This window comes from Bradyrhizobium sp. ERR14 (genome assembly GCF_014198235.1).
Classification (GTDB): Bacteria; Pseudomonadota; Alphaproteobacteria; order Rhizobiales; family Xanthobacteraceae; genus Bradyrhizobium.
Map to the genome: position 1 here is coordinate 314,994 of NZ_JACIHD010000002.1, position 24,624 is coordinate 339,617.

Below are 24,624 nucleotides of genomic sequence, written 5' to 3' on the forward strand. Positions count from 1 at the left end.
CTCGTGACTCGCGTCACGAAGGCAGCGCTGATCAAGCAGCAGGCCGATACTCTTCCTCAGGTAGAGAAGCAGTTGCGCCCGCCTGTTCGCAGGGTGCAACAGGTCTTCGCGAGCTAGACCCCGCAAGGCCTCTCGCGGGGCGCCAGTCGAACGACCACGCGACAACGCGCCGGGTCGCGAAAGCGCGCTTCGCCTCGCGCCCTCAATTCGGCTTTTGCGTCGGCTTGCCGTCGATCTTGGGCAGCTCCGCCGCCGAAGCCGACTGATCGCCGCCGCCATTGGCACGGCGGGCCATCTCGACCGTCAGCTTCTCGGCGGCCTCCGGCGACATCAGTCCCATGATGTCCGACATCTTTCGCGGCGCGATCGCCGAGGCGATCTCGATCAGCACGCCCATCTCGAGCCGGTCGAACACCCGTGCGGCGTCCTTGGGCTTCATGCCCTCATACATGGTCACGAGGCCCTTCATGCGCTGGGCTTCGGCGGCCTTCTGCTCGGCCTGCGTCGCGGAGATGCGGGTTTCCACCGCCTTCATCTCCTCGACCTTGCCTTCGATGCGCTTCTCGGCCGACTTCAACAGACTCTCGCGGATGTCGATCTCGCGCTGGCGGGCCTCGATCTCCTGGCGGCGCGCCTGCAACCGCTCGAGGATCGCGCGCTCGGAGGCCGAGACCTGCGGCTGGGCTTCGTCGACCTTGACCACGGTGCCTTCCGGCTTGGTCTCGGGCGCGGCGGGTTTGGGCGCCTCCTTCGGCGCGCCATGGGTCGAGCCGGTGATGATCTCCGGCTCCTCGCGGCCGGTCGGGAAGTTCAGATTCTCCTGCGCCCAGGATTTTTTGGCCTGGTTTGGCTTGTAGTCGAACACATAGCCGCCATTGATCACGAGGCCCGCCACCTTCAGCGTGGCGAGGCCTGCGACGGCAACCAGGACGACCGGGATGACGCGGATGTTACGAAAGGACTTCATACCCCTGACTTCATGCGGCAAGGCCATTGGATCGTCGGCGCTCGGAGAAGGCTTCGGCCGCAGCCGCCACCGCCTTCGCCGTCGACGGCTTGGCTGCGGGCGCAACGACCGTTTCCGGAGGGCGCGCCGCGATCGCGATCTTGGACAGCCGCCGCACCACGTTGTCGGCCTCGCCGAGCTGCTTGTAGAGCTGGTCCGACATCTGCGTCGCCGCGGCGAGCTGGCTGCCAAGGTTCTCGTTGACGTCGCGCACCGCCAGCTTCAGCCCGCCGATCGCGCGCTCGGCGATCTCGGTCGCGGTGATCAGCTCGCCGATCACCGCCTTCAGCGAGTGCTCGTCCGCCTTCAGCCGCGTCAGCCGCTTGTTGAGCATGACGCAATACACGATCGTCAGCATCAGCAGGATAGCCACCAGCGTCTCGATCGCCATTCCCAGGGAGTGGTTCATGGGGCCTCCATCATCTTGTTCTGCTCGTCAACCTTCTCGAACATCGCAAGTGTCGTACTTGGCTTGCGCAAGGGTTTCGTCACGCGGATCGCGACGCGGTCGCCGACCCGGCCCATCCGCCCCTCGGTCAGCGTGACGTCGCCGCAGCGCACGGTGACGTTGGCGTCGGCGCGCATGTCCAGCGGCAGGGTGTCGCCGACCTTCAGCCGCATCAGCTGCTTGAGCGGGATGTCAGCCTCGTAGAGCACGGCATCGACGGCGATCTCGGCCTGGACGATCTCGGTGGCGAAATGGCCTTCCCAGACCGGGTCGCGGCCGAACTTTTCGCCCATGAACATCTGGAGCAGGACGCCCCGGATCGGCTCGATGGTGGCATAGGGCAGCAGCAGCTCGATGTTGCCGCCCCGGTCCTCCATGTCGATGCGCAGGCGCACCAGGATCGCGGCATTGGCGGGACGGCTGATCGCGGCAAAACGCGGGTTGGTCTCGAGCCGGTCGATCGTGAAGGTCACCGGCGACAGCGGCCGGAACGCCTGCTCGGCGTCGGCCAGCACCACCTCGACCAGCCGCTTGACCAGCTCGGTCTCGATCGTGGTGTAGGGCCGGCCCTCGATGCGGAGCTGGCTGGTGCCGCGGCGGCCGCCGAGCAGCACGTCGATCATCGAATAGATCAGGTTGGAATCGACCGTCGCCATGCCGAAGTTTTCCCACTCCTCGGCCTTGAAGACGGTGAGGACGGCGGGCAGCGGGATCGAGTTCATGTAGTCGCCGAAGCGCACCGAGGTGATGCGGTCGAGCGAGACTTCGACGTTGTCGGAGGTGAAATTGCGCAGGGACGTCGTCATCAGCCGCACCAGGCGGTCGAAGACGATTTCGAGCATCGGCAGACGCTCGTAGGAGACCATCGCCGAATCGATGATCGCGCGGATGCCGGAATGGTCGTCGAGGGTGACGTCGCCGACGGTGAAGCCGAGGAGATTGTCGATCTCCTCCTGCGACAGCACCCGCTCGCCGGAATTCTTGCCGCTGCCGAGATCGCGGCTGCCGTCCTCGACCATGGCTGCCCATTGCAGGGCCATGGTCTCCGACAGCTCGTTCTCGGCCGCAGCCTTCGCGGCCTCGGCGGGATCCTCGGAATCGAGCGACGCCTCCCATTGGGCGGCAATCGCATCCTGGTCCATTTGCTCGTTGCCGGCCATGACGCTAGCCCATCACCTTCCGCAGCGTCCTCACTGGATCACGACTTCCTTGAACAGCACCGCGCTGACCTGGACCGGGGCAACCGCCGCGTTGACGCGCTTGGTCAGCTCCTCCTTGAGGCGGAAGATGCCGGCGGAACCGTTGAGGTCGGAGGGCCGCAGCTCGCGCACATAGGTCTGGAAGATGTCGGTGACGCGCGGCATCGTCGGCTTGATCGCCTCGATCTGCTTCTCTTCCTTCAGCTCCAGCACGATCTTCAGCCGCAGATATTGCACGCGCTCGCCGGGCGCGCCGGCGAGGTTGACCATGATGTCGGGGACGTCGACGAAGGAGGGCGGCTTCGGCGGAGGCGCGGCCTCGGCATGATGCTCGTCGTCGCCGTGCCGGAAGAAGAAGAACCAGGTCGCAGCACCGCCGCCGAGCACGGCGAGCAGGCCGACGGCCATGATGATGAGCTTGAGCTTGTTCTTCGGCGGAACGGCTTCCGCGCCTTCGGCAGCTGCGCCGCCTTCCGCTTCATTCTCTGCCATGGTCGCCGCGCCCGGATCTCTCAAAGGGGTCGAAAGAGCGAAGCCTTAAGACAAGGACGCGATACAAATGCCCCGGCGCAATGCGCTCCTCTTCATGGCAAACGCTACGGTAATAATGGTTAACGGAATCTTTCAATTGGGCCTCCACTAGGAAAAATCTGCCGGGCAGACATGGCTAACAGAACCTTTCTGCCGCCCTCCTGCGCCCCTTCGAAATTGGCAAGCCACTGAAATTACGAAGTTTTCCAGGTTGGCACGGCTTTCGCTGAGAAAGGGCCGAGACCCGACGGTTTGGGAGAACCCGACGGTCTCGTTCACGGGGTCCGCCAAGGCGCTTGGGAGAGCGAAATGGCAGATCCGCTCAGGGGAGATTTCCGATGCAGAACGCGCTTCTGATCGGCTTGTCACGGCAGATGACGTTGGAACGGCAGATGGATGTCATCGCCAACAACGTCGCCAATGCCAACACCAACGGCTTCAAGGCCGACCATTCGCTGTTCGAGGAGTACCTCAACTCGAACGCGCGTGAGGACAATTTCATCGGCGCGGACCGCCGTGTCTCCTATGTGCAGGACCGCGGCACCTATCGCGACATCGGCCAGGGGCCGATGGAGCCGACCAACAACCCGCTCGACATGGCGATCGACGGCAACGCCTATTTCGCGGTGCAGGCCAATGGCGGCGAGATGTTCACCCGCGACGGCAAGTTCTCGCTCAACTCGACCGGCCAGCTTGTCACCCCCGACGGCAATCTGGTGCTCGGCACCGGCGGCCCGATCACCTTCCAGCCGACCGATCACGACATCAACGTCGCGCCCGACGGCACCATCACGGTGCTCGAGGGCACCGCCAAGACCGACTCGATCCGCGGCAAGATCCGCATGGCCTCGTTCGACGATCCGACCAAGCTGACCAAGCTCGGCGCCAATCTCTATGCCGCCGGCTCCGCCACCCTGCAGCCCGACGCCAAATCCAGCAGCGTGCGCCAGGGCTATGTCGAGAAGTCGAACGTGAATTCGGTCGGCGAGATGACCCGCATGGTCGAAGTCATGCGCAGCTACACCGCCATCGCCAACTTGCTCCAGCAGCAGAGCGACCTCCACAAATCGGCGATCGAGAAGCTCGCCGACGTTCCGGCCTGATTGAGGGAGAACTGACATGCAGGCGCTTCACACCGCAGCGACCGGAATGGCGGCACAGGAACTCAACGTTCAGGTGATCTCCAACAACATCGCCAACCTGCGCACCACCGGCTTCAAGAAGCAGACCGCGGCGTTCCAGGACCTGATCTACGAGCACGTGCGCCGCGTCGGCGCGCAGGCCTCGGACCAGGGCACCATCCTGCCCGTCGGCGTCGACATCGGCGGCGGCGTCAAGACCGTCGGCACGCCGCGCAGCATGACGCAGGGCACGCTGTCGCAGACCGGCAACGATCTCGACCTCGCGATGTCCGGCGAGGGCTTCTTCAAGATCCTGATGCCCGACGGCACCTACCAGTACACCCGCGACGGCACCTTCCAGATGGACAATCAGGGCCGCGTCGTCACCGCCCAGGGCAACCCGGTGCAGCCGAGCATCACGATCCCGAACAACGCCTCCGGCATCAGCGTGAGCGAGCAGGGCCAGGTCTCGGTGACGCTGCCGGGCTCGTCGACTTCTACGATCGTCGGCCAGATCGGCGTGACCCGCTTCATCAACAAGGCGGGCCTGCAGCCGGTCGGCAGCAACCAGTTCACCGAGACCCCGTCGTCCGGCCCGCCGCAGGACGGCACCGCGAACTCCGAGGGCTACGGCAAGATCACCCAGGGCAGCCTCGAGCAGGCCAATGTCGACGTCGTCTCGGAGATGAGCGACCTGATCGCCGCCCAGCGCGCCTACGAGATGAACGCCAAGGTGATCAGCGCCGCCGACCAGATGATGCAATCGACCACAGCGCTGTTCCGCTGAGGCCAAGACTGAAGCAATGACGATGATCCGCACCACCCTCGCCACCATCTCCGCCCTGCTCGCGCTGGCCCTGCCGGCAGCGGCCGCGGACGACTTCATCGCCTCGCCGACGCTGCGCGCGAGCGTCACCGTGACCTCGGACGTGGTGCGGGTCGGCGATCTCATCGACAATGCCGGTTCGGCCGCGCTGATCCCGGTCTACCGCTCGCCCGATCTCGGCACCACCGGCACGTTGACGGTCGCGCAAGTGCTGTCGGTGCTCCGCGCAAAGCAGGTGATCGGCGTGATGACCGGCGACCTCAAGGAGGTCCAGGTCACCCGCCTCGCCCGCACGCTGGCGAACAAGGATCTCGAAACCGCCGTCGCCTCGGCGCTCGAGCGCCGCTTCGGCCTCGGGGACGCCGCCAATATCACCGTCACCTTCGACCGCGGCGTCGCCGAGATGCGGCTGGATGCCTCCAACTCCGGCACGCTGCAGCCAGTCGCAACCCGCTACGACGCCCGCAGCGGCCGGTTCGACATCGCCTTCGAGATTGCCAACGACAGCAATCCGACCCCGACCAAGCTGCGCTTCACCGGGACCGCGATCGAGACGGTGGAAGTGGCCGTGCTGACGCGCGACATCGAGCGTCTCGATCTGCTGAAGTCCTCCGATGTCACGCTGGAACGCCGGCCGAAGGCCGAGGTCACCGGCGAGCCCGCCTCGCGCGACCGCAGCATCGGCATGCAGTTGCGCCGGCCGATGCGCGCAGGCACCCCGCTCCGTGCCGCCGACATCGTCAAGCCCGATTTCGTGGTGCGCGATCAGAACGTCACCATCATCTACCAGGTGCCCGGCCTCTATCTCACCTCGCGCGGCAAGGCGATCGAGAGCGGCGCCGAGGGCGACACCGTCAGCGTGCTCAATGTGCAATCCAAGCGGACGCTGACCGGCGTCGTCACCGGCCGCGGCCAGGTGACGATCCAGGGCGCGAGCCAGTCGGCACCGATGGCGCCCGCGGTCGAGCAGACTTCCTCGCTCAAGCGCGATGAGGCGCCCGCCCCCGTCGACACCGCAGCCCTCGTCCGGAACCTAGTGCAGGCCCCCGCCTCGCCGGCCCAGATCGCACAAGCCCAGATCCCGCAAGCTCGCGTCTCGCAAGCTCAAGCCAAGTAAGAGTTCGTCATGTCCGCTTTCAGTTCGGCTTACCGTCTTCGTCGCATCGCGATCTCTGCGCTGCTGCTGGCCAGTTGCGCGCTGGGCGGTTGCTCCTCGATCGACCGCCTGTCGCAGATCGGTGAGCAGCCGAAATTGTCCGCGATCGACAATCCGACGGCGCAGCCGGGCTACAAGCCGGTGCAGATGCCGATGCCAAAGCCGGAAGTCGCCTCCTACAATCCGAACTCGCTGTGGCGCAACGGCAGCCGCGCCTTCTTCAAGGACCAGCGCGCCCGCCAGGTCGGCGACCTCCTCACGGTGACCGTCAACTTCACCGACAAGGCCAACATCGCCAACGAGACCCAGCGCAGCCGCACCAACTCGGAAAACTCTCAGGTCACCGACTTCCTCGGCGCGAAGACGATCACGCAGGCCAACAAGATCCTGCCCGGCAGCCTCCTCACCGCCGGCTCCACCGCCTCCAGCGACGGCAAGGGCTCGGTCAACCGCACGGAAGCCTTGCAGACCAACGTCGCCGCGGTCGTCACCCAGGTGCTGCCGAACGGCAACCTCGTGGTCGAGGGCAAGCAGGAGATCCGTGTCAATTACGAGATCCGCGAGCTCGTGGTCGCCGGCATCGTCCGCCCCGAAGACATCCAGAGCGACAACACCATCGATTCCAGCAAGATCGCGCAGGCCCGAATCGCCTATGGCGGCCGCGGCCAGATCACGGACGTGCAGCAGCCGCGCTACGGCCAGCAAGTCATGGACGTGCTGCTGCCCTTCTAAGTCTCTCCCGAGCTCCCACATCGTGTTCGTGAACCTAGGCGCGAACGACGATGTACTACGCGGCCCTCGCTAGCTCCCCTGGCGAGGGCCGCATGTATTTTGCCTGCGCCGCAAAAGCGGCGCAGGCAACTCTCACAGCAGCATGATCCCGCGTGCTTGCGCCCACCGCTCCAGGATCTTGCTCTCCTCCGCGAGCGGCGGACGGTTTGCAAACCCGCGAACCTGAACCGCCCGGGAACGGGAATCCAGCTCGATGGTCAGCAGCCGCTGGACGTCGCCCGAGGCACGGCGACGGAGCGACCAGATCGACGCATGCCCGGCAATGCACTTTGTCGCGTAAGTGGCAACGCAGTGGCGCATACCCCGCGTCTCGGCCACGAGATCGGCTGCGGTCCGCAATTGGACCACAACATACTCTTCACGCTTGGCCCGGTCCTTGGACGACTTGGTCCATGACCAGTCCGCGATCGCTGCACCGAGCCAACGGTCCTCGATCTGCTCGGGGCTTGCTGCCAGCCCACGCGCACGGTTTCGCGCAGCCTCGGCGCGACGGCGTGCGGCCTCGATACGAGCGATCGCATCGAGATCGCGATGCCATTCGCGCATCTGCCGAGCAAGCGAGATCAGTGAACGCCCCTTGAGGGTGTACTCCGGATCACGCCGGTGGCAATCGGCGAGGTAATCGTGGAAGTCATCCATGTCCTCGACCGTGGTGGGATGCGCGCAGAAGAAGCGCACCACCTCGCGCCAGAAGCGATTCTGAGCGCGCGGCGTCTGCGTGATTCTGGTGCGTGCGATCCGCATCGCAATGGCGGGATCGTTCGCATAGGATCGCGCGATCGCCTGCCAGATCGCAGCCTCGAAGCCAACGCTCCCCAACGGATTGAGGAACGCATGGACCTCCTTGCGAGACAGCCATTCGGCCGCACCGGCAGTGTAGAGCGAACCGCCGCCGGCCGCCGCGATATACCAGCGCTTGCGCAAATGGATCTCGCCGGCGCCCAGTCCCGCGCCGTCGATCCAGATCTGCTCCAGATGTTCTGCGACAGGATAGCGCGCGAAGAGATAGCGAGCCGCGGCAAGACGAAGACGCGCGGCATCGCGAGTCTTCATCCGCGGCTTCCAGGCCTCGGCATCGCGCACGATGTCGGCCTCGAAGCCACGCCTGGCCTCGTAGATCGCGGTCTCGAAATCCGGTGGAGGACGCGTCCGCTGCGACACATGCCGCAGCGACAGCTCGTAGGCTTCAACCCGCGCGCGCTCGGCCTCCCGCCGGCGCTGAATCAATGAATGTGCCATTGTCGTTCAACATGATTGGATGACTGTCAGCCGGACGCAGTGGGAGCGTCGGCACGGAGCGTGTCGATCGCCACAGACTGTTCACGGCTGGTCTCCTCATTGTTGAACGCACAGGTTGAATGGGACGGGGCTCATAGACCCGATCGCCGGCGGGCGCAAGATATCTCTGTCGGATGGAGACAGAAACTGCACATCATCAGAGAGGCTCGCGACATTTTGGCAACGCTGTCGCCGCACGCGGTCTTTGCCAGCGGCTCGTCCGCCGAAGCTCAAAGAGCGAAGGCGGAAGCGAAGCAATCCAGAATTGCTCCGCCAAGGGGTTCTGGATTGCTTCGCTTCGCTCGCAATGACGTGGATGAGGGTACAGCATTCAAGCCACCCCTCTGTCATCGTCCGCGAAGGTGGACGATCCAGTACTCCGAGATATTCGTGATTGTACTGGTGCAGCGCGGCGTACTGGATTCCCCGCCCTCGCGGGGAATGACTACGGGGACTACCGGTGCCCCTCAGGTAAACTTCACGTCCACCGCTCCCAGCCCGTCCAGTTCCATCCGCACCTTGTCGCCGGCCTTCAGCCACAGCGTCTTGACCAGGCTGCCCGTCAGCACGAGCTGTCCCGCGTGAAGACCCTTGCCTTCGGCGGCGAGATGATTGGCGAGCCAGGCTAGCGCGTTGTGCGGATGACCGAGAACGTCGGCGCCGGTGCCGTGGCTGACCTCCTCGCCGTTGAGGATGGCGCGGCCCTTGACCGCCTTCAGGTCCGGCACCGACGAGCGCGGAACCGCCGGGGCGAGCACGCAGCCGGCGGCGAAGAAATCGTCGGCGATCAGCGTCGGGGCGCCCATCGCCTCCCACTTCACGTAGCGGTCATCGACGATCTCGATGGCGGGATGATAGGCCTCGACCGCCTCGCCGACCCATTCGGCCGTGAACGGCGCCTCGCCGGCGGCAAGGTCGCGCTTCAGCCGCACCGCAATCTCGCATTCGACCCCGACCCGGACATAGTTGGAGGCGGCGAGCTTGGCGCCGGTGTCGTGCACGCCCTTCTGGAACACGCCGCCGCCGCAGGGATGCGGGATGCCGATGTAGTCCTGCATCACCTGGCTGGTGCAGCCGATCTTGTAGCCGACCAGCGGCCCGAGATGCGGCAGCAGCAGATCGTGCACCGCACGCTGGACCTGGTAGCCCTCGGCCTCATCAATGGGGGGACGCTCCAGCGCCGCGAGCGGCGCATGATTGCGACGCGCCAGCGCGATCGCCTTTGCGGCTTCGAGAATCTTATCCATCGGCGCCGCCTCCCACGCTACGCAACATTGCCGCTCAGTTCAGCATCCCCGTCCGCGCCTGACAAGCGCTGGTCGGCGCTCAGCCGGGCCGAATACGGGGGGCTCCCGCCGCTTAAGGAAATATTGAGCTGGTCCGGTCTTTATGGAGCCGCGCGCCAGGCCCACCCGCCCCGCGCGGAACGAGACGCTGATTGCAGCGATGCGTGAAGCCGCTGCGCCGCCGTCTCAAGATGCCGGTCGATCTCCTTGATGCGACTCGCAAAACTTCCCGCACCTGAAGTGAAGGCTTTTTCTCATGCTAACTCACGTGAGCATGCAGGATTCGACTCTAGCCCATTGATCGCGATTCATTTTTCGCGATTCCGGCAATTGGCATCGGACGACAGCGGCGCTGTGGCGCAGGAACCCGCCACAACGCCGCGTGCAATGCCATCGCTTCCGTCAAATGCGTCCAAGCGCGAGGCGGATGGCGACCTCGACCGGCGAGTAGTCGCCCTCGCTCCGCTCCAGCCGGTACGGTTCGGCGAGATGCAGCGGTGGTTGCGCCAGGAAGCGCGGTCGCGTTCCCCGATGCTTCTGCGCGGCATGAACCAGGAAGGGATGACAGAGATAGACCGTGCCGGCCGCACCGGTCGCGAGCGCCACCGGACAATCAGCTCCCATCTGCTCCAGCATCATGTGCGCCCGCCCCACATCGCCGGCTGGCGCCAGGTAGCGCGCCATCGGCAAATGCGAGCCGACCCGGATCCGCGTCGGCGCATCGTCGTCACCGACATCGGAGAACAGGAACAGCAGCAGCAGCGCCCGCCCCCGCGAGGTGATGTTGACGCGCCAGGCCGAGAAATCCTGCGTCACGTTCGGGTTGCTGGCCTCGCCGGGAAAGCTGAGATCGACATGCCAGCCGTCGTCGCCCGGATCGTCCGGGTGCGGAAAACGCACCGGAAAGGTGCCGACGTCGCGTCGCGGCCGCCACCGCCCCTGCCCGACGATCTGGTCGAAGGCGGCATGGAGCACGGCGGTGTTGATGGCATCCCCGAACGGCGGGCCGCCATAATAGGGCAGCCGCACCACGGGCCGGGTCCAGCTCGCTGGGTCGTGCTCGCTGCATGGCAGATCGCGCCAGATGATGGCGCGGGCGGCCTCGGCGAGCTCACTTGGGAAAGCATTGTCGATCCGGACAAAGCCGTCGCGGATGAATTGGGCTATTTGCGCGTCGTCCAACGCGCGTTGATTGGCAGTCATGATGATCTCTCAAAGGCTCGCCAGCCCTCATCGCCCGCTCGCTGCGGAACCGGCTGGCTCAATCGGTTGGGAAGCCGCAAGTCGAACTTGCGGGACGCAATGCCTCCGCGGCGGAGGCGCCTGCGCTCAGCCCAGGAAGAAGACCGATGCGATGTTGAGAGTGCAAATCATCATGGCGGCGCGAATCTACGCGCCGGACCAGCGGCGTTCAAGCGACGCCGTGAGCCAAAAACAAAAGAGCCGCACGCGGCGGCTCGGGCTCTATTCGTCGCGATAGACCTTCTCGCGCTTCTCGTGGCGCTCCTGCGCCTCCACCGAGAGCGTCGCGATGGGCCGGGCCTCGAGCCGCTTCAACGAGATCGGCTCGCCGGTGTCCTCGCAATACCCGTAGGTGTTGTCCTCGATACGCTGGAGCGCGGCGTCGATCTTGGCGATCAACTTGCGCTGGCGGTCGCGGGCACGGAGCTCGATGGCACGGTCGGTTTCGGACGATGCCCGATCGGCGAGATCGGGGTGGTTCACGTTCTCCTCCTGCAGGGCTTGCAGGGTGAGCTTGGACTCTTTGAGGATCTCATCCTTCCAGGCGAGGAGCTTCAAACGGAAGTACTCCTTCTGCCGGTCGTTCATGAAAGGCTCTTTTTCGGTCGGTCGGTAGTTTTTCAACTTTTCCAAGGGCGGCCTATCTGTCTAATCAACGACTCGCAACGGAAACAGGGTCCGTTGAGCCGGGCCTTATATAGTGGCCTCCTGTGACAGACAATATTTCCCTGAAGCCCCGGCTGGCGCCCCCAAGCCCTTGCACAGGAAGGTTTATCCTGGAGGGCCCGGGGGACCGCCGAAAGCCTAGTAACCGACCGTGAAACGCTGCCGCAGATGGGCTGGCCGCTCGATCTCATCGGCGAGCGCAATGGCGTAGTCGGCGAAGGTGATCCAGCTTTTTCCGTTCGCATCTGCGAGAAGCTGATCGGTGCCGAGGCGGAACTTGGCCGTGCGTTCCCCTTCGACGAACAGGGCCGACGGCGAAATGAAGGTCCAGTTCAAATCCTTTTCCTGCCGCAAGAGGTCGAGAAAGGCCGAGCCTGCCTCCGCTTCCGCCTTATATTGGGCCGGGAAATTGGGAGTCGTGACCAGTTTCACGCCCGGCGCGACCTCGAGGCTGCCGGCGCCGCCGACGACGAGGTAACGACCAACCCCGGCGTCCTTCGCCGCACCGATCAACTTCCGCGCGTCGCTGGCCAGGAAGTGCACGGAACTCACGGCGACGTCGTGCCCAGCCCACAGCTTGGCAAGACCCGCCTGGTCGAGCACGTCCCCCTTGGTCGGCGTGACGTTCGGCAAGGCCGCGATCTTCTCGGGGTTCCGGGCGATGGCCGTAACGGCATGGCCGCGTCGGGACAGTTCCTTGGTGATTTCCGACCCGGCCCGACCCGAGGCGCCGGCAACTGCGATTTTCATGGAAGGCTCCTTTGCTTCTATGGTAACTAGCAGTGACTAGATATCGCAAAGAATGCTGGTGTTAAGAGAGCACTTTGTGCTTACCTGATTACGCAAGGGTAACCGCCACGCGTGGCGCAAGCGACGAACATGGATTCCGAGGACCGACGATGAAACCCGACGTCTATGCAGCGAACTGCCCCACGCGCCAGATCCTTGATCGCATCGGCGACAAATGGGCGGTGCTGATCCTGCTGCTGCTGCGCGAGGAGCCGATGCGCTTCAATCATTTGCGCCGCACGATCGAAGGCATTTCGCAGAAGATGCTGAGCCAGGTTCTCAAATCGCTCGAACGCGACGGGCTGATCAAGCGCCATGCCATCGCGACCGTGCCAGTCACGGTGGAATATTCGATCACCCAGCTCGGGCTGACGCTCGCCGGCGCAGTCGATCCGCTGCGCGATTGGGCCGAGCAGAATCTGAAAGACGTTCTCGCCGCCCAGCGCCGCTACGACGCGCAGCAGAAGGAGGAAGCGGCGTAAGGGGTGCGGCGAAGATCCAATAGCAGTCCCGTCATGCTGAGGCGCGAGGCATGGGACGCAACGCGTCCCATGGGGAGCCTCGAAGGATGCACGGCCGAGATGCTTCAGCGGGGCCGTCGCCCTTCGAGGCTTGCCCTGCAATTGCATTGCAGGGCGCGCACCTCAGGGTGACGGATGACGATTAAGCCCGTCCGGCCTTGGCGAGCTCAACCTCGACGCGCAGCTCGATCTCGGAGAGCACCGCATCGAGACCGGGATCGCCGGAGGACGATTTCAGGTTCGTCGCAGCATCGCGCAAGCGCATCACGGTCGAGGCGTCGAGATTGCCGGCCAGGAGGCCCATCTTGAGATCGTCGAGCACGTCGAGCGCGGTCCTGCCGCGGGTGACCGAGCGCTTGCGGCGCTCGACCGGGTCCTCCTCGACGCCTTGCAGCGCAAGCAGCCCGTCGATGTTGGCCGCCGCCTTCGGTGCGGCAGCGCTCCGGGTCTCCTGCGCCGACGAGGTGTCGGGCAACACGAAGGTGCCGGAGCCGGTCCGCCTGGCCTGGTTGGCCGGCGTTCCAAGCGTCGTGCCGTTCGGTCCGTAGATGCGCATCGGAGGGAATCCGGGTGATCGATGCGGTCACCTTCGCCGTCTTATGGTTAACGGCGCGTAAACGGCCCGGCAAAATCTGCCGACAGGCGGCAGTTTCGCTCCTCAGGGACAACGCCGGCTGACACCGGTCGAAACAGATTTATTCAACCTATTCAGCGGCCTATCCCCGCCGCCCCGGGTTGGCACAGCGCTCGCAAGGACAGCGCCGGACCAGCTCGTCATGGGAGTGTCGTGCAGGTCCTTCCGATTTGAGGAGCCCTTTGAGGATCCTTGGGGAGCAGAGGATGCCAAGCGTTCGTTGGGTGAGGATTGTTGGGGTGGCCTGCGCGGCGCTGTCAGCGCTGGTGCTGTCGCTCGCGCCGGCGGCTGCGACCTCGCGCATCAAGGACCTCGCCAATATCGAAGGCGTGCGGCAGAACCAGCTCATCGGTTACGGTCTCGTCGTCGGCCTCAACGGCACGGGCGACACGCTCAACAACATCCCCTTCACCAAGCAGTCGCTGCAGGCGATGCTCGAGCGCATGGGCGTCAACATCCGCGGCGCCACCATCCGTACCGGCAACGTCGCCGCCGTGATGGTCACCGGCAACCTGCCGGCCTTCGCCACGCAAGGCACGCGCATGGACGTCACCGTCTCCGCGCTCGGCGACGCCAAGAACCTCCAGGGCGGCACCCTGCTCGTCACCCCCCTGTTAGGTGCCGACGGCAATGTCTACGCGGTGGCGCAGGGCTCGCTCGCGATCTCCGGATTCCAGGCCGAGGGCGAGGCGGCCAAGATCGTGCGCGGCGTTCCGACCGTGGGACGCATCGCCAACGGCGCCATCATCGAGCGCGAGATCGAGTTCGCGCTCAATCGGCTGCCGAACGTGCGCCTGGCGCTGCGCAACGCCGACTTCACCACGGCCAAACGGATCGCGGCCGCGGTCAACGACTATCTCGGCGTCAAGACCGCCGAACCGATCGATCCCTCCACGGTGCAGCTTTCGGTCCCGCCCGAGTTCAAGGGCAACGTCGTCGCCTTTCTCACCGAGATCGAGCAACTCCAGGTCGACCCGGATCTTGCCGCCAAGATCATCATCGACGAACGCAGCGGCATCATCGTGATGGGGCGCGACGTCCGCGTCGCCACCGTCGCGGTGGCGCAGGGCAACCTCACCGTCACCATCTCCGAGAGCCCACAGGTGAGTCAGCCCAACCCACTGTCGCGCGGCCGCACGGTGGTCGCGCCGCGCAGCAGCGTCACCGTCACCGAGGACGGCAAGAAGCTGGCCGTCGTCAAGGACGGCGTCTCGCTGCAGCAGCTCGTCGACGGCCTCAACGGTCTCGGCATCGGTCCGCGCGACATGATCAGCATCCTCCAGGCAATCAAGGCCGCCGGTGCGATCGAAGCCGACATCGAGGTGATGTGATGCAGGCGAGCACGATCAGCACACCGCGCCTCGCCACCTCCTCGGCTTTCTCGGTCGAGAGCCGCAACGGCCGGCCCGATTTCGAGCTCGCCGCAGCCCTACAAAAGGTCTCGCCGAAGCAGCAGGCCAGGGCGCAGAAGACCGCCACCGACTTCGAGGCGATGTTCCTCAACAGCATGTTCTCGCAGATGACATCGGGCCTCAAAGGCGAAGGCCCGTTCGGCGACACGCCCGGCACCGGCGTGTGGCGCTCGATGCTGACCGAGCAATATTCCAAGAACTTCGCCAAGGCCGGCGGCGTCGGCATCGCCACCGAAGTCTACCGCACCCTCATCATGCAGCAGGCGAAAACGATCCGCACGGCATAAGGTCAAACGAGATGAACCATTTCAACGCCTCACGTCAGCCGATGCAACAGCGCCCGAACACCGCGCCCGGCAGCGCCGAGGCGCGCAAGCTCGCCGAAGACCTGATGGATGCGATGAGCGCGCTGCTCGGACTGATCGAGCGCGAGACCGAGCTCGTTCGCGCCGGCAAGGTCCGCGAGGCGATGACGCTCGAGAGCAAGAAGCAGGAGCTGTGGCGAAACTATGTCGGCGCCGTCAGCCAGTTGAAGGCGAACCAGGCGCAGCTTGCGAAATCCGCGCCGGAGCTGCTCTCGACACTGCACCGCCACCACGATGCGTTCCGCGCGATGCTCCAGGTCAATCTCACCGTGCTCGCGACCGCGCACGCGGTCTCCGAAAGCGTCGTGCGCGGCGTCAATGCCGAGCTCCAGAAGCGCAACGTGCCGAACACCTATACGGCCGCTGGTCGCCGCGCAGCTCCAGGTCCGCGCCACATCACGCCGTTGGCGGTCAGCCGCTCGCTCTGAGCTGAGCGCCACAAGAACAAGCGACAATTTTACGAAAAACCGCGCGGCGAAATCGTCGCGCGGTTAGTCACGTTTCCTTACCGGGTCTTCAGTCCTGGTGTTCCATGGTTGCGTTATTAGAGGGGTTGGGATTTGACTCACATTAGGCAACCAGGAGGCTGCCATGAGTACAGATTTCAGCATCAGGCCGGTGGGGATCCCGGCCCCCGTGCAGATCGTCACGACGTCCAATGCGGCGGCGAACGAGGCTGTGCAGACTGATCTTCCGGTGCGCCAGACGGTCGCCGCGGCGGATACGGGCGCGCCCGTGCGCAACGATCTGCCGAACCACGAGAACGTCTCGCGCCAGGTCGTGTTCGACCAGGCGGCCGCATCCTTCGTCTTCCAGGTCGTCAACGAGAGGACCGACGCGGTGGTCAACCAGTTCCCCGACGAAGCGATGCTGCGCCGGCGGGCCTATTTCCATGCAATGGATATGAAGTCCGAGCCCTCGCGTCCGCTCAGCACCGACGTCAGCGCCTGACGATCGCGTATTGAGCTGGCCGAGGCAATCGCTGGCAAATGCTCGCGATGCCGGCCATCACGTGTCCTCGTCACGGCCGTCCGGACAGGCCCGCAGCGATATTGCGGTTGATCTCGATCAGCGGACGGAAGTGATCGAACTGCGGGCTCATCTGCAGCGCGGCGGTCTGGCTCAGCACGAACACGCTGATGTTGGCGATCTTCTGCCGGACGTCGATCGGCTGCGGATTGTTGTCGCGCATCGCCTCGCTCAGGAAGATGGTCCAGAGCTTGCGGTTGAACATCAGGGCCTGCATGGTCTGCTCGCTGAGCGGATCGGCGTTGTTCACCGCATCCTGGAGTTTGTTCGCGGCCTTGAGCAGGGTCTGCGCCTCGATGTCGCGAGGAGATGCGGTGGTTGTTGCAACACGCGCATAAGCCGAGGCAGCGGAATTCGACATCAATCACACCCTGGAGGTTACCTAGCGCGTTGGACGCGCTTAAGGATTTCTTTCCCAACCCTAGGCAGCACCGCTTAAGATTTGCTTACGTGTTGTGCTTGGAAGCCCTCCGGATAATTACGGGTCACGGAGCTCTTCGTCGGCGCAACGCTAGATCCACGCACGCACGATGTAAATTCGCTTCGCGTGATGCGTGTCGATCTCAGCTAATCTTGTCTTAGCGATCTCCCTCAAAAGAACGGCGGAGCGTTAGCCCCGCCGCGATATATCGTGTGGCGATCTTGCGCCTCGAAATTAGCGGAGCAGCTGCAACACGCTCTGCTGCGACTGGTTGGCCAGCGACAGTGCGGACACCGCGATCGACTGGCGGGTCGACAGCGCCTGGCTGTTGGCCGCTTCCTCGTTGGTATCGGCGAGCGTCAGGTTGGACGAGCCGGTCTGCAGCACGTTGATCAGGTTCTTGGAGAAGTCCTGGCGCACCTGCACGATCGAGAGGTTCGAACCGAGCGAGGAGCCTTCCGAGCGCAGTCTGCTCGAGGCGGCATTCAGGCTGGCCAGCACCTTGTTGGTGGCGCCGTTGTCGATGAAGTCCGTGCCGGGAACGAGATTGCTGAGGCCGAGGCCGGCCGCGTTGAACACGACGCCGTTGATGCCGAGCGTGGAGCTGCCGGTTTCGTTGAAGACCAGCTTCAGCGTGTCGCCGTTGAGCAGGTTGATGCCGTTGAAGGACGAGTCCTGCGACGTCGTATCGATCTGCGCCAGGATGTTGTTGAACTGGCTGACCAGGCTCGAACGCGCCGTCTGCGCGACGGGATCCTGAACCGGCGGCTGTGCAGTGGTAAAGGCGAGCACGCCGGTGAGCGTACCACCGACCGCGCCGCCCGCCGCCGTCGAACCAAGGGTCGAGGAGGCGTATTCGTTGACGGTGGTGACCGTCAGCACGCCGTTGGCGTCGATCGTCGCCGTCAGGTGGTTGGCCTGAAGCTGCACATTGAGCTGATCGAGCGTCTTGACGGTGCCGTTGGTGCCGTCGCCGAAGGTGACGTTCACCGGCGTACCGCCGTTGAAGGAGGAGAAGGTGAGGGTCTTGCCGCTGACACCGCCAACACCGGAGGTTCGCGCCGCGGTAAAGGCGGTCGCCGTTCCCGTGTTGCCGCTGAGGCCGAACGCGCTAAGGGCGTTGCCGGTGCCGGTGATCGAAAGATCGGAGTTGATGCCGGTGGAGAGCGCAAGCTGACCGCTGCTGTTGACGGACGACGGGATCTGGCCCGCAGTGGTCGACAGGGTCGCCGCGCCGTTAAAGAGGCTCGCGGTCTTGACGCCGGTGGCAAGGTCGACCGCGTTGAGCAGGTCGGTCAACGTCGCGCTCTGGAGATAGACCGTCGAGTTGCCGTTGCCGTCGGTGACGATGTTGCCGCTGACGCCACCCGACGTGACGCTCGCCGCCGATTGCGGCGTCTGCGCGTTCTTGAACGTGATGGTGTGACCATCGATGTTCAGCGTCGAGCCGTCCTGAACGAGAGAGCCGAGCGAGCCGGCGGTTGTCGACCGGTTCGCGGTCACGCTTGCATTGCCTGCGCCGGTCGCCGCGGTCAGACCGAGCTTGTTGAGGAAGTCGGCCTTGCCCGTCACGCTCAGATCGGCGCCGGTCGAGCTCTTCAGCGTGACCTGGCCGCCGGTGATGGACGATGCGACTTGAAGCGTGCCGACGGGACCCGCCGAACCGCTGACCGCGATGGTCGCCGCACCCGCACTGATTGTAGCTGTCTTGACGCCGCTGGCGAGGTCGATCGCGGTGAGGACGTCGTTGATGGTCGCCGCGGGCGCCGCCGCCGTTCCCTCATAGACGATCGAATTGCCGTTGCCGTCGGTGGCGATGTGCCCGCTGGCGTCGAGGCCCCAGCCGGTCGGCTGCGTGGCCGGAGCGACGCCGGTGCGGAAGGTGATGGACTTGCCGTTCACCGTGATGGTGTCGCCATCCGCGGGCGCGGCGCCGAAGGTAGTGGAAGCGGTGGTGCCGACCAGCGTGGCGGTGCCGCTGAGCACGGTGGTGCCGTCGGCCGCGGTCGCCGCAAATCCGACCAATGTGCCGGCGCTCGAGCCCAGCGAGGCGCCAAGTGCGGCGGTTCCGGTGACCGGGGTCGTGCCACCGGCAGCACCGGTATAGAGCACGTTGCTCTTGGCGGTCGCGCTTGCATAGGAGGTCGTCCCGCGCAAGTCGGCCGGCGTCGCACCGGGAATGGTGGTGGAGACGTTCGACTTGGTGGAGTAGCCGACCGTAGTCTGTAGCGCCTGGTTGGCGATCGACTTGGCGCTGTCGATCAGCTTCTGCAGCGAGGTGATGCCGGTGTTGGCGGCTTGCAGCACCTGGACACCATTATTGATGCCATCGAGCAGGTTGCTGATGTCGCTTGCCCGGTTGTCCAACCCCTGCGCCGTGAAGAAGTTGGTGGGATTGTCGAGCGCGGTATTGACCTTCTTGCCGGTCGACAGCCGCTCCTGCGTCGTGGCCAGCAAGTCGGCCGTCGACTGCAGCGACAACAGGTTCTGGCGAACGGACGCCGAGAGAACGATGTTGGACATTGGCGAGTCTTCCTCTTGAACCGGATACGAATCGGCCGCGCGGTCTCGAAAGCGGGCTTTTGTCCAGTTTTAGGAGGTGTCCTTTAAAGTATGGTTAACGCCGGTTTAATCGATAGGGTTAACCGCCGGTGAACGCCCCTGCCCGCCGCCGGACGCAAAAAAGAGCGGCGGGGCAAATGACCCCGCCGCCCGATTTTATTTAGTAATTTCAGCTGCTTATTAGCGGAGCAGCTGGAGCACGCTCTGCTGCGAGGTGTTGGCCAGCGACAGCGCGGAGACCGCGATCGACTGGCGGGTCGACAGCGCCTGGCTGTTGGCCGCCTCGACGTTGGTGTCGGCCAGGGTCAGGTTGGACGAGCCGGTCTGCAGCACGTTGATCAGGTTCTTGTTGAAGTCCTGACGGATCTGCACGACCGAGAGGTTCGAACCGAGGCTCGAGGCTTCCGAGCGCAGCGTGCTCGACGCGGCGTTCAGATTGGTCAGCACCCTGTTGGCGGCTGCGTTGTCGATGAAGTCGACGCCGACGGTCAGGGCAGCAAGACCAAGACCCTTGGAGTTGTAGGTCACGCCGGTGATGTTCAGGCTCGACTTGCCGGTCTCGTCGAACACCAGCTTGAGCTGATCGCCGTTCAAGAGGTTGACGCCGTTGAACGAGGAGTCCTGCGAGGTCGTGTCGATCTGGTTCAGGATGTTGTTGTACTGGGACACCAGATTGGCACGCGCCGTCTGGGCAACGCCATCCTGGACGGGGTTGGAGGCCGTCGAGAAGGTCAGCGCCGAGGTGAGCGTTCCGCCGATCGCGCCGCCGGCAGCCGTCGAGCCCAGCGTCGAGGACGCGTAGTCGTTGGACGCGGTGATGGTCAGCAGGCCGTTGGCGTCGATCGTCGCAGACAGGTTGTTGGCCTGCAGCTTGGTGTTGAGCTGGTCGAGCGTCTTGACCGTGCCGTTGGTGCCGTCGCCGAAGGTGACGTTGACCGCCGTGCCGCCGTTGAAGGAGGAGAAGGTCAAGGTCTTGCCGGCGATGCCGCCGATGCCGGAGGTGCGGGCCGCGGTGAACGCGGTCGCGTTGCCGGTATTGCCGGCCAGGCCGAACACGTTCAGCGCATTGCCGGTGCCGGTGATCGAGAGGTCGGCGTTGACGCCGGTCGAGATCTTGAGCTGACCGGACGTATTGATCGTCGAATTCGACTGACCGGTGGCGGTCCCAAGCGTCGCGGTGCCGTTGGCGTTGATCGTCGCGGTCTGCACGCCGGTGGCAAGGTCGATCGCCTTCAAGACGTCGTTGACCGTGCCGGCCTGCAGGTAGACCGTCGAGTTGCCGTTGCCGTCGGTGACGACGTTGCCGCTGACACCGAAGCCGCTCGGAACGCTCGGAGCCCCGGTCGAGCCCGGAACCGGCGCGTTCTTGAAGGTGATGACGTGACCATCGACGTTCAGCGTCGAGCCGTCCGCGATCTCCGCACCCAGCGAGGCCGCGCTCGTGGTGCGGTTGACGTTCACGGTGGCATTGCCTGCACCTGTCGAGGTCGTCAGGGCGAGTGCCTTGAGCAGGTCGGCCTTGCCGGTGACGCTCAGATCCGCGCCTGTCGAGCTCCTCAGCGTGACGGCACCGCCGGCAACGGTCGAGGCGGTCTGGCCGACACTCGTGGCGATCGTCGCAGCACCCGCGCTGATGGCAACTGTCTTGACGCCGCTGGCCAGATCGATCGCGCTCAATAGATCGTCGACGGTTGCAAGCGTCGCAGGCGTGCCGGTGCTACCGAGATAGACGGTGGTATTGCCGCTGCCGTCGGTGACGAGATGGCCGCTGACGCCCGAACCGGCGGGAACACCGCTCGCCGCCGGCGCGACGCCGGCGCGGAAGGTGATGGTCTTGCCGTTCACGGTCAGGGTGTCGCCGTCGGCGGGCTGGGCGTTGCCGGCCAGGCCGCTGGCGCTCGTGCCGTTGGTGGCGATCAGGGTGATGGTGCCTTCCAGGGTCGTGGTACCGCCGGCGCCGGTCGTTGCGCCAGTGCTCGCGAAGACGCCGATGCTGGCGCCGAGCGTCGTGGTGCCGGTCGCCGCCGTGGTGCCGCCGGCCGCGCCGCTATAGAGCACGTTGCTGGATGCGGTGGCGCTGGCGAAGCTCGTCGTGCCGCGGAGGTCTGCCGCCGTCGCACCGGAGATGGTGGTCGAGACGTTGGACTTGGTGGAGTAGCCGACCGTGGTCTGCAGCGCCTGGTTGGCGATCGACTTGGCGCTGTCGATCAGCTTCTGCAGCGAGGTCAGGCCGGTGTTGGCAGCCTGCAGCACCTGCACGCCGTTGGCGATGCTGTCGAGCAGGTTGTTGATGTCGCTGGCGCGATTGTCGAGCGACTGTGCCGTGAAGAAGTTGGTGGGATTGTCCAGGGCCGAATTGACGCTCTTGCCGGTCGACAGACGGTTCTGTGTGGTGGCGAGGAGATCAGCAGTGGACTGGAGAGAGAGGAGGTTCTGGCGAACCGACGCAGAGAGAACAATACCTGACATGACTCTTACCCTTCTGGCTTACGCGTCTTCGTTCGATCGCTTCGGATCGAGTGACGGGGCCAGCGTGCCGCGACATGGCTAACAAAGGGTGAAACGAACATCGCCCGCATAAGCGCCGGTTCACCATAAGCGGGTGGGAAACGCGGAGCGAGATGGCAATCAGCCTGAAATCATTGGCAATTCTTTGCGCTTACGCTCCATTAACCATAACCGCTGGTTACTTTTCGGAGTATCGCCTGCCCTCTCAAAACCTCGAGCGATAAACGAAAAGCGGCGGGGCCGAAGCCCCGCCGCCAGATCTTGCTTGCGATGTCGTCCGCGACTTAGCGGAGCAGCTGGAGCACGCTCTGCTGCGACTGGTTGGCCAGCGACAGCGCGGAGACCGCGATCGACTGGCGGGTCGACAGCGCCTGGCTGTTGGCCGCCTCGACGTTGGTGTCGGCCAGGGTCAGGTTGGACGAGCCGGTCTGCAGCACGTTGATCAGGTTCTTGTTGAAGTCCTGACGGACCTGCACGATCGTCAGGTTCGAACCGAGGCTCGAAGCTTCCGAGCGCAGCGTGCTCGACGCGGCGTTCAGGTTGGTCAGCACCTTGTTGGTGGCGGCGTTGTCGATGAAGTCGACGCCGCCGGTCAGCGCAGCAAGGCCGAGACCCTTGGAGTTGTAGGTCACGCCGGTGATGCTGAGGTTCGACTTGCCGGTCTCGTCGAACACCAGCTTGAGCTGGTCGCCGTTCAACAGGTTGACGCCGTTGAACGAGGAGTCCTGTGCCGTCGAGTCTATCTGGTTCAGGATGTTGTTGTACTGAGACACCAGGTTCGCACGCGAGGTCTGGGCAACCGTATCCTGGACGGGGGTGGAAGCCGTCGAGAACGTCAGTGCCGATGTCAGCGTACCGCCGATCGCACCACCCGCCGCCGTCGATCCGATGGTCGAGGACGCGTAGTCGTTGGTGGTCGAGACCGTCAGCAGGCCGTTGGCGTCGATCGTCGCCGTCAGGTTGTTGGCCTGCAGCTTGGTGTTGAGCTGATCGAGCGTCTTGACGGTGCCGTTGGTGCCGTCGCCGAAGGTGACGTTGACCGCCGTACCGCCGTTGAAGGAGGAGAAGGTCAAGGTCTTGCCCGTGAGGCCGCCAACGCCGGAGGTCCGCGCCGCGGTGAAGGCGGTCGAGGTCCCCGTGTTACCGGCGAAGCCGAGCACGTTCAACGCATTGCCGGTGCCGGTGATCGACAGATCGGCGTTGACGCCGGTCGAGATCTTGAGCTGGCCGGAGGCGTTGATCGACGAGTTGGTCTGGCCGGTGGCGGTCGCAAGGGTCGCGGTGCCGTTGGCATTGATCGTCGCGGTCTGCACGCCGGTGGCAAGGTCAATCGCCTTCAGCACGTCGTTGACCGTGCCGGCCTGCAGGTAGACCGTCGAGTTGCCGTTGCCGTCGGTGAGGACGTTGCCGCTCGCACCAAAACCGCTCGGAACGCTCGGAGCACCGGTCGAGCCCGGGACCGGCGCGTTCTTGAAGGTGATGACGTGACCGTCGACGTTCAGCGTCGAGCCGTCCGCGATCTCCGCCCCCAGCGAGGCCGAGCTCGTGGTCCGGTTGACGTTGACCGTGGCGTTGCCGCCGCCCACGGCCGTCGTCAGGGCGAGGGCCTTGAGCAGGTCGGCCTTGCCGGTGACGCTCAGATCCGCACCTGTCGAGCTCCTCAGCGTGACGGCACCGCCGGCAACGGTCGAGGCGGTCTGGCCGACGCTCGTGGCGATCGTCGCAGCCCCCGAGCTGATGGCAACTGTCTTGACGCCGCTGGCCAGATCGATCGCGCTCAACAGATCGTCGACGGTCGCAAGCGTCGCAGGCGTGCCGGTGCTACCGAGATAGACGGTGGTATTGCCGCTGCCGTCGGTGACGAGATGGCCGCTGACGCCCGAACCGGAGGGGACACCGGTCGCCGCCGGCGCGACGCCGCTGCGGAAGGTGATGGTCTTGCCGTTCACGGTCAGGGTGTCGCCGTCGGCGGGCTGGGCGTTGCCGGCCAGGCCGCTGGCGCTCGTGCCGTTGGTGGCGATCAGGGTGATGGTGCCTTCCAGGGTCGTGGTACCGCCGGCGCCGGTCGTTGCGCCAGTGCTCGCGAAGACGCCGATGCTGGCGCCGAGCGTCGTGGTGCCGGTCGCCGCCGTGGTGCCGCCCGCCGCGCCGCTATAGAGCACGTTGCTGGATGCGGTGGCGCTCGCGAACGAGGTCGTGCCGCGGAGGTCGGCCGCGGTCGCACCGGAGATGGTGGTCGAGACGTTCGACTTGGTGGAGTAACCCACCGTGGTCTGCAGCGCCTGGTTGGCGATCGACTTGGCGCTGTCGATCAACTTCTGCAGCGAGGTGATGCCGGTGTTGGCAGCCTGCAGCACCTGCACGCCGTTGGCGATGCCGTCGAGCAGATTGTTGATGTCGCTGGCGCGATTGTCGAGCGACTGTGCGGTGAAGAAGTTGGTGGGATTATCCAGGGCCGAGTTGACGCTCTTGCCGGTCGACAGACGGCTCTGTGTGGTGGCGAGAAGATCAGCGGTGGACTGGAGGGAGAGCAGGTTCTGACGAACCGACGAAGAGAGGACGATACCGGACATTGAGTGTTACCCTTCTGGTACGCAACGCAACAAACAAACTTCGATTAGGATTAATCGATGCCGGGACGGTGAACGCAGACGGCTAACAAAGCATGAAGCGTGTCGCACCAGTCCTTGCGCGGATTCACCATACGCACGTTCGGAGCCTGATCCGCTCCCCCCATATCGTCATGATAGGATGACGCTTTTTGGTACAGCGACGAGCCATTTGCCACTTGTCAACCATAACTCAGAGTGAGCAATTGGCTGCATTCGAATG

23 protein-coding genes are annotated in these 24,624 nt (G+C 64.7%); 9 read left to right on the forward strand and 14 right to left on the reverse strand.

Going from position 1 to position 24,624, the window contains the following annotated elements:
• Nucleotides 1-202: 202 nt before the first annotated feature.
• Genes GGD62_RS07775 through fliL form a run of 4 tightly spaced genes read right to left on the reverse strand, consistent with a single transcriptional unit; the run spans nt 203 to nt 3,145 of the window.
• Nucleotides 203-967 carry a MotE family protein gene (locus tag GGD62_RS07775; protein ID WP_018321854.1) on the reverse strand — a complete coding sequence of 255 codons (765 nt, stop codon included), beginning with the start codon at nt 965-967 and terminating at the stop codon, nt 203-205.
• Nucleotides 968-977: 10 nt separating this feature from the next.
• On the reverse strand, nt 978-1,415 hold the full coding sequence (locus GGD62_RS07780) for a DUF6468 domain-containing protein (protein ID WP_018321853.1): 438 nt from the start codon (nt 1,413-1,415) through the stop codon (nt 978-980).
• The gene (gene fliM, locus GGD62_RS07785) at nt 1,412-2,614 is read right to left on the reverse strand and encodes a flagellar motor switch protein FliM (protein WP_018321852.1); all 1,203 of its coding nucleotides are present in this window, start codon (nt 2,612-2,614) and stop codon (nt 1,412-1,414) included. Before fliM ends, GGD62_RS07780 begins: the two co-directional genes overlap by 4 nt.
• Nucleotides 2,615-2,644: 30 nt before the next feature.
• The gene (fliL, locus tag GGD62_RS07790) at nt 2,645-3,145 is read right to left on the reverse strand and encodes a flagellar basal body-associated protein FliL (RefSeq protein ID WP_183707849.1); all 501 of its coding nucleotides are present in this window, start codon (nt 3,143-3,145) and stop codon (nt 2,645-2,647) included.
• 377 nt (nt 3,146-3,522) lie between these two features.
• Here fliL and flgF point away from each other — a divergent pair, with 377 nt between their 5' ends.
• Genes flgF through flgH form a run of 4 tightly spaced genes read left to right on the forward strand, consistent with a single transcriptional unit; the run spans nt 3,523 to nt 7,019 of the window.
• Complete coding sequence (gene flgF, locus GGD62_RS07795) at nt 3,523-4,287, forward strand: flagellar basal-body rod protein FlgF (RefSeq protein WP_018321850.1); 765 nt, start codon at nt 3,523-3,525, stop codon at nt 4,285-4,287.
• 16 nt (nt 4,288-4,303) lie between these two features.
• The gene (gene flgG, locus GGD62_RS07800; RefSeq protein WP_018321849.1) at nt 4,304-5,092 is read left to right on the forward strand and encodes a flagellar basal-body rod protein FlgG; all 789 of its coding nucleotides are present in this window, start codon (nt 4,304-4,306) and stop codon (nt 5,090-5,092) included.
• 22 nt (nt 5,093-5,114) lie between these two features.
• Nucleotides 5,115-6,248 (forward strand): flagellar basal body P-ring formation chaperone FlgA, encoded by a 1,134-nt coding sequence (gene flgA / locus GGD62_RS07805; RefSeq protein WP_183707851.1) that lies wholly within the window; start codon nt 5,115-5,117, stop codon nt 6,246-6,248.
• Between the two features lie 9 nt (nt 6,249-6,257).
• Entirely contained in the window at nt 6,258-7,019 is a 762-nt protein-coding gene (flgH, locus tag GGD62_RS07810) for a flagellar basal body L-ring protein FlgH (protein WP_018321847.1), read from the forward strand.
• A gap of 132 nt (nt 7,020-7,151) precedes the next feature.
• Here flgH and GGD62_RS07815 read toward each other — a convergent pair whose 3' ends face one another.
• From GGD62_RS07815 to GGD62_RS07835, 5 genes are all read right to left on the reverse strand, one after another.
• Complete coding sequence (locus GGD62_RS07815; RefSeq protein ID WP_183707853.1) at nt 7,152-8,318, reverse strand: PcfJ domain-containing protein; 1,167 nt, start codon at nt 8,316-8,318, stop codon at nt 7,152-7,154.
• A 506-nt stretch (nt 8,319-8,824) separates the two neighbouring features.
• Nucleotides 8,825-9,604, reverse strand: a complete 780-nt coding sequence (locus GGD62_RS07820; RefSeq protein ID WP_179737824.1) for a 2-keto-4-pentenoate hydratase — start codon at nt 9,602-9,604, stop codon at nt 8,825-8,827.
• A 441-nt stretch (nt 9,605-10,045) separates the two neighbouring features.
• Nucleotides 10,046-10,846, reverse strand: a complete 801-nt coding sequence (locus tag GGD62_RS07825; protein WP_183707855.1) for a phytanoyl-CoA dioxygenase family protein — start codon at nt 10,844-10,846, stop codon at nt 10,046-10,048.
• A 261-nt stretch (nt 10,847-11,107) separates the two neighbouring features.
• The gene (gene dksA, locus GGD62_RS07830) at nt 11,108-11,473 is read right to left on the reverse strand and encodes an RNA polymerase-binding protein DksA (RefSeq protein WP_008554760.1); all 366 of its coding nucleotides are present in this window, start codon (nt 11,471-11,473) and stop codon (nt 11,108-11,110) included.
• A 216-nt stretch (nt 11,474-11,689) separates the two neighbouring features.
• The gene (locus tag GGD62_RS07835; protein WP_183238605.1) at nt 11,690-12,301 is read right to left on the reverse strand and encodes an NAD(P)-dependent oxidoreductase; all 612 of its coding nucleotides are present in this window, start codon (nt 12,299-12,301) and stop codon (nt 11,690-11,692) included.
• A 149-nt stretch (nt 12,302-12,450) separates the two neighbouring features.
• Between GGD62_RS07835 and GGD62_RS07840 the strand changes: the two genes are divergently transcribed.
• The gene (locus GGD62_RS07840) at nt 12,451-12,822 is read left to right on the forward strand and encodes a helix-turn-helix domain-containing protein (protein ID WP_018321842.1); all 372 of its coding nucleotides are present in this window, start codon (nt 12,451-12,453) and stop codon (nt 12,820-12,822) included.
• Nucleotides 12,823-13,003: 181 nt separating this feature from the next.
• On the opposite strand, the gene GGD62_RS07845 is transcribed toward GGD62_RS07840, so the two are convergent.
• Complete coding sequence (locus GGD62_RS07845) at nt 13,004-13,417, reverse strand: flagellar assembly protein FliX (protein WP_183707857.1); 414 nt, start codon at nt 13,415-13,417, stop codon at nt 13,004-13,006.
• Nucleotides 13,418-13,701: 284 nt separating this feature from the next.
• Between GGD62_RS07845 and GGD62_RS07850 the strand changes: the two genes are divergently transcribed.
• The 4 genes from GGD62_RS07850 to GGD62_RS07865 all read left to right on the forward strand — a co-directional run bounded on the left by GGD62_RS07850 (nt 13,702) and on the right by GGD62_RS07865 (nt 16,223).
• A complete protein-coding gene (locus GGD62_RS07850) occupies nt 13,702-14,826 on the forward strand; it encodes a flagellar basal body P-ring protein FlgI (RefSeq protein WP_026202627.1) in 1,125 nt (374 codons plus the stop codon).
• Nucleotides 14,826-15,194, forward strand: coding sequence for a flagellar assembly peptidoglycan hydrolase FlgJ (flgJ, locus tag GGD62_RS07855; protein ID WP_018321839.1), 369 nt, complete (start codon nt 14,826-14,828; stop codon nt 15,192-15,194). The genes GGD62_RS07850 and flgJ overlap by 1 nt, the downstream gene beginning before the upstream one ends.
• An 11-nt stretch (nt 15,195-15,205) precedes the next feature.
• Nucleotides 15,206-15,700, forward strand: a complete 495-nt coding sequence (locus GGD62_RS07860; RefSeq protein ID WP_183707859.1) for a hypothetical protein — start codon at nt 15,206-15,208, stop codon at nt 15,698-15,700.
• A gap of 163 nt (nt 15,701-15,863) precedes the next feature.
• A complete protein-coding gene (locus tag GGD62_RS07865) occupies nt 15,864-16,223 on the forward strand; it encodes a hypothetical protein (RefSeq protein ID WP_018321837.1) in 360 nt (119 codons plus the stop codon).
• Nucleotides 16,224-16,293: 70 nt separating this feature from the next.
• On the opposite strand, the gene flaF is transcribed toward GGD62_RS07865, so the two are convergent.
• From flaF to GGD62_RS07885, 4 genes are all read right to left on the reverse strand, one after another.
• The gene (flaF, locus tag GGD62_RS07870) at nt 16,294-16,662 is read right to left on the reverse strand and encodes a flagellar biosynthesis regulator FlaF (protein ID WP_008554779.1); all 369 of its coding nucleotides are present in this window, start codon (nt 16,660-16,662) and stop codon (nt 16,294-16,296) included.
• Between the two features lie 294 nt (nt 16,663-16,956).
• A complete protein-coding gene (locus GGD62_RS07875) occupies nt 16,957-19,245 on the reverse strand; it encodes a DUF1522 domain-containing protein (protein ID WP_092262745.1) in 2,289 nt (762 codons plus the stop codon).
• 219 nt (nt 19,246-19,464) lie between these two features.
• Nucleotides 19,465-21,753, reverse strand: a complete 2,289-nt coding sequence (locus GGD62_RS07880; protein WP_183707861.1) for a DUF1522 domain-containing protein — start codon at nt 21,751-21,753, stop codon at nt 19,465-19,467.
• Between the two features lie 323 nt (nt 21,754-22,076).
• On the reverse strand, nt 22,077-24,365 hold the full coding sequence (locus tag GGD62_RS07885; protein ID WP_183707863.1) for a DUF1522 domain-containing protein: 2,289 nt from the start codon (nt 24,363-24,365) through the stop codon (nt 22,077-22,079).
• Nucleotides 24,366-24,624 lie beyond the last annotated feature (259 nt).